The organism is Arsenophonus sp. ENCA (assembly GCF_002287155.1).
Lineage (GTDB): Bacteria > Pseudomonadota > Gammaproteobacteria > Enterobacterales > Enterobacteriaceae > Arsenophonus > Arsenophonus nilaparvatae.
This window is the reverse complement of record NZ_NHNG01000007.1, coordinates 1-3,152: the sequence shown is the minus strand read 5'-3', so window position 1 is coordinate 3,152 and position 3,152 is coordinate 1. Positions and strand designations below refer to the sequence as shown.

The window sequence follows — 3,152 nt, the reverse complement described above, 5'->3', positions numbered from 1 at the left end:
ATATGGGATATTTACAACGGGGCTTCGCGGAGAAAAATGGTTTTGGTCAGCAGTATGTGACCGGCATCGTCAAAAACAGTGCCAAAGGCCAGCCAGCATTACAGGCGCTCACCTGTAGCGTACAGGGTGATACCTTGTCAGAAAAAGGAATGCGCCGGATTGCTGCCCTGATTAACGGGATGGGCGGTTATGTCGATGAGAAAAACATCGCTACCGGCGCTTATGGCGGTTGGACAAGCCAGCCCAGGGATTTTGGCCTCGATTGCCGTCACGGGCATATTGCCATTGCGTTATCGTCGGAAATACTGGGTAGCGTATTACAGGAAAGCGACAGGCTGTATCGCTTTCAGGTGAAACATAAGCCTGAGTTAAACCGGATGCACACCCATATCGATATGGGCGGTAATAATCTGAATAATGCCGCAACCCTCAATAGCCAAAGACTTAACACAGATACCGTCTACGCCAAAGGGCGTATCGAGACGAATGAAGTGATTGGATTGACTAATAGCCATGTTGCGGGAACGCGCTGCACCACCACGGGCGATATTAGCCGTGATGAGAATGGCGGCTTATTATCCTGCCAGCAAGGGGTATGGTCAGGCGCTGAAAGTTACCCGGTTGGTAGCCCTATTCCATGGCCCTCCGCCATTATTCCGCCGGGTTATCTGGCCTGTGATGGTCATGCATTTAATAAAGCGCGTTATCCCAAACTGGCGCGGGCTTACCCCTCTGGTATCTTACCGGATTTACGCGGTGTTTTTTTGCGGGGTTGGGATGCAGGACGAGGAATAGATCGAGGTCGTCAACTGTTAGGGTATCAAGAAGAAAATAACGACTTTGTGTTAAACAGCGGCGGACGATTACACGGCCATCATAACGGGATGGATCACTGGTATCGGGATAGAACTCAGGAGGTCAGACCGAAAAATATTGCCTTTTATTACATCGTAAAAGCCGAATAATTTTCTCAATTCCATAGGTGTATTAACGTGAAAAATCATGCAAACGCAAACAGGACGGCGATCCATCGCGGTTTTGTCTCACTGGAGGTGTTAGGCGCACTGGTGATTGTAGCAATGGCAGGATTGTTTGGCGCAGAAAAATACAGTGACTATCTGGATGAGCAAGAGTGGGTTGTCGCCGCCCGTCATGCCAGCCAGTTTAATGAAGCGGCAAAACAGTACATTGCTGACCATCGTGATGAATTACTCAATCAACCCCTGCCCTACCGTATTACGCCGTCGTTACTGATTAAAAACGGTTATCTGCAACAGGGCTTCGCCGAGAAAAACGGCTTGGGTCAGCAATACGTCACCGGCGTCGTGAAAAACAACCAGAAAAGCCCGCCAGCGCTACAGGCGCTCACCTGTAGCGTACAGGGTGATACGTTGTCCGAGAAAGGAATGCGGCGGATTGCCGCCCAGATCACCGGCATGGGGGGGTTTGTGGATGAGAAAAATATCGCCATCGGCGCTTATAGCGGCTGGACAAGCCAGCCAAGGGATTTTGGCCTCGACTGTCGCCACGGGCATATTGCCATTGCGTTATCGTCGGAAATCCTCGGCAGTGTTCTACAGGAAAGCGACCGGCTGTATCGTTTTCAGGTAAAACATAGACCTGAGTTAAACCGGATACACACCGCTATCGATATGGGCGATCACAATCTTAATAACGCCAATACCGTTAATGCGAAAAAGGGGAATTATTCGGAGGAAATCAATGCAGGTGGCAATATCAAAAGTCAAGGCGGCTGGCTGATAACGCAGCACGGAAAAGGCTGGTTAAATGAAGCGCACGGCGGCGGATTCTACATGAACGATAACGACTGGATACGCTCAGTCAACAACAAGGGGATTTATACCGGCGGTCAACTGAAAGGCGGCACGGTAAGGGCCGATGGCCGCCTGTCTACCGACGAATTTTTGCACTTGGGTGAAAAAAACGCTGTACAACCCGGTTGGGGATGCAGCCCTAACGGGTTGGTAGGCCGAACCCCCGAAGGCGCTTTACTATCGTGCCAAAATGGACGCTGGACGTCAGGGGCCTCGCTGCAACAACGCGAATGCAAACAGATGGGTAACTGGGGTGGCCGCGATTTCAGAGAATATCGTTGCCCCGTCGGTTGGTATGCCACTGGTCTCAAATTTGTGGGTCATCAACACGAAGAGTCGGCCTACGTTATTACCTGCTGTCATTAACATAAAATTAATACAATAACATTGATAAATCGAAAGTCGTTATCTCTGATAAATAGCGTTATAATCTCCTGTTATTATTTTTTAACTAAGGAGAAACTTCTATGAAAAAAACACTTTTTTTATCCGTAACGCTTGCTGCTATCGTTTACCCTTCATGTGTTTTTGCCAATACCGCTTTGAGTAAAAATAAAGATGATAACGGAAATACAACACTATCAATTCACTTCAACAATAAAGAAGCTAAAGAAATCTATAAACATCTGGAATATGCTCAAGGGTTAGGGGGATATGTCGTATCTGATGGCGGAATGAGTAAAAGTTACTTGTCAAGCCCAGTAATTACCTGCACGAGTTTCGCACAGGCATATAAAATTCTAAAAATGGCTTAAAAGCAATGATTCATCTGCAAGTTACTAAAAAACATAAATTTTCTTAAATTACAATAAGTTGTATTTGATTTRTAAGGTTTTGACTATTTATATATCATGCTGAATTAAACTTAAAAATAGAGCGTTTTTTTATTGGTGCGAAACTCGTGACTGATTTAGATAAATGGTTAGAGGAATACAATAACCAGCGTACTCATCAAGGAAAAATGTGTTGCGGTCGAACACCCATAGCAACTTTACACGATGGAAAACAAATTTGGAGAGAAAAAGATTTAAATCAAATTTAGCCTGACAGATACTGTATAAATAACCGGTAACTGTCAGATCAAGTCTGAGCTACTACAATTTATCCCAACCCCACTAGATAAACTGCTTTTTATTTTATTGTATTTAAAATGTTATCCGACCTATGATTTGCAAGGACTTCTTTTTGGTTTAGATAGAACCCGGGTATGTCGCTGGGTAAAAATATTATTGCCGGTTTTAGAGATGACCTTGGGGCGAGAATGTGTTTTGCCCGCTCGTCAAATTCGCTCTGCTGAGGAATTTTTTCGCGCCTTTC

Annotated in this window: 4 protein-coding genes and 1 pseudogene; all 5 read left to right on the top strand. The window is 45.6% G+C overall.

The window, feature by feature from the left end:
• Positions 1-965 (top strand): shufflon system plasmid conjugative transfer pilus tip adhesin PilV (gene pilV, locus CBG25_RS00245; RefSeq protein ID WP_290603633.1); only part of this gene is annotated, 965 nt, incomplete at its 5' end.
• A gap of 27 nt (positions 966-992) precedes the next feature.
• Positions 993-2,201 (top strand): shufflon system plasmid conjugative transfer pilus tip adhesin PilV, encoded by a 1,209-nt coding sequence (gene pilV / locus CBG25_RS00240; RefSeq protein WP_290603631.1) that lies wholly within the window; start codon positions 993-995, stop codon positions 2,199-2,201.
• Positions 2,202-2,302: 101 nt separating this feature from the next.
• Positions 2,303-2,590 (top strand): hypothetical protein, encoded by a 288-nt coding sequence (locus CBG25_RS00235; RefSeq protein ID WP_290603629.1) that lies wholly within the window; start codon positions 2,303-2,305, stop codon positions 2,588-2,590.
• Between the two features lie 140 nt (positions 2,591-2,730).
• A pseudogene (locus CBG25_RS00230) lies at positions 2,731-2,877 on the top strand (IS481 family transposase); the annotation flags it as partial.
• A 19-nt stretch (positions 2,878-2,896) separates the two neighbouring features.
• The coding region (locus CBG25_RS21195; RefSeq protein WP_366212645.1) for a transposase family protein at positions 2,897-3,152 on the top strand (256 nt) is incomplete at its 3' end.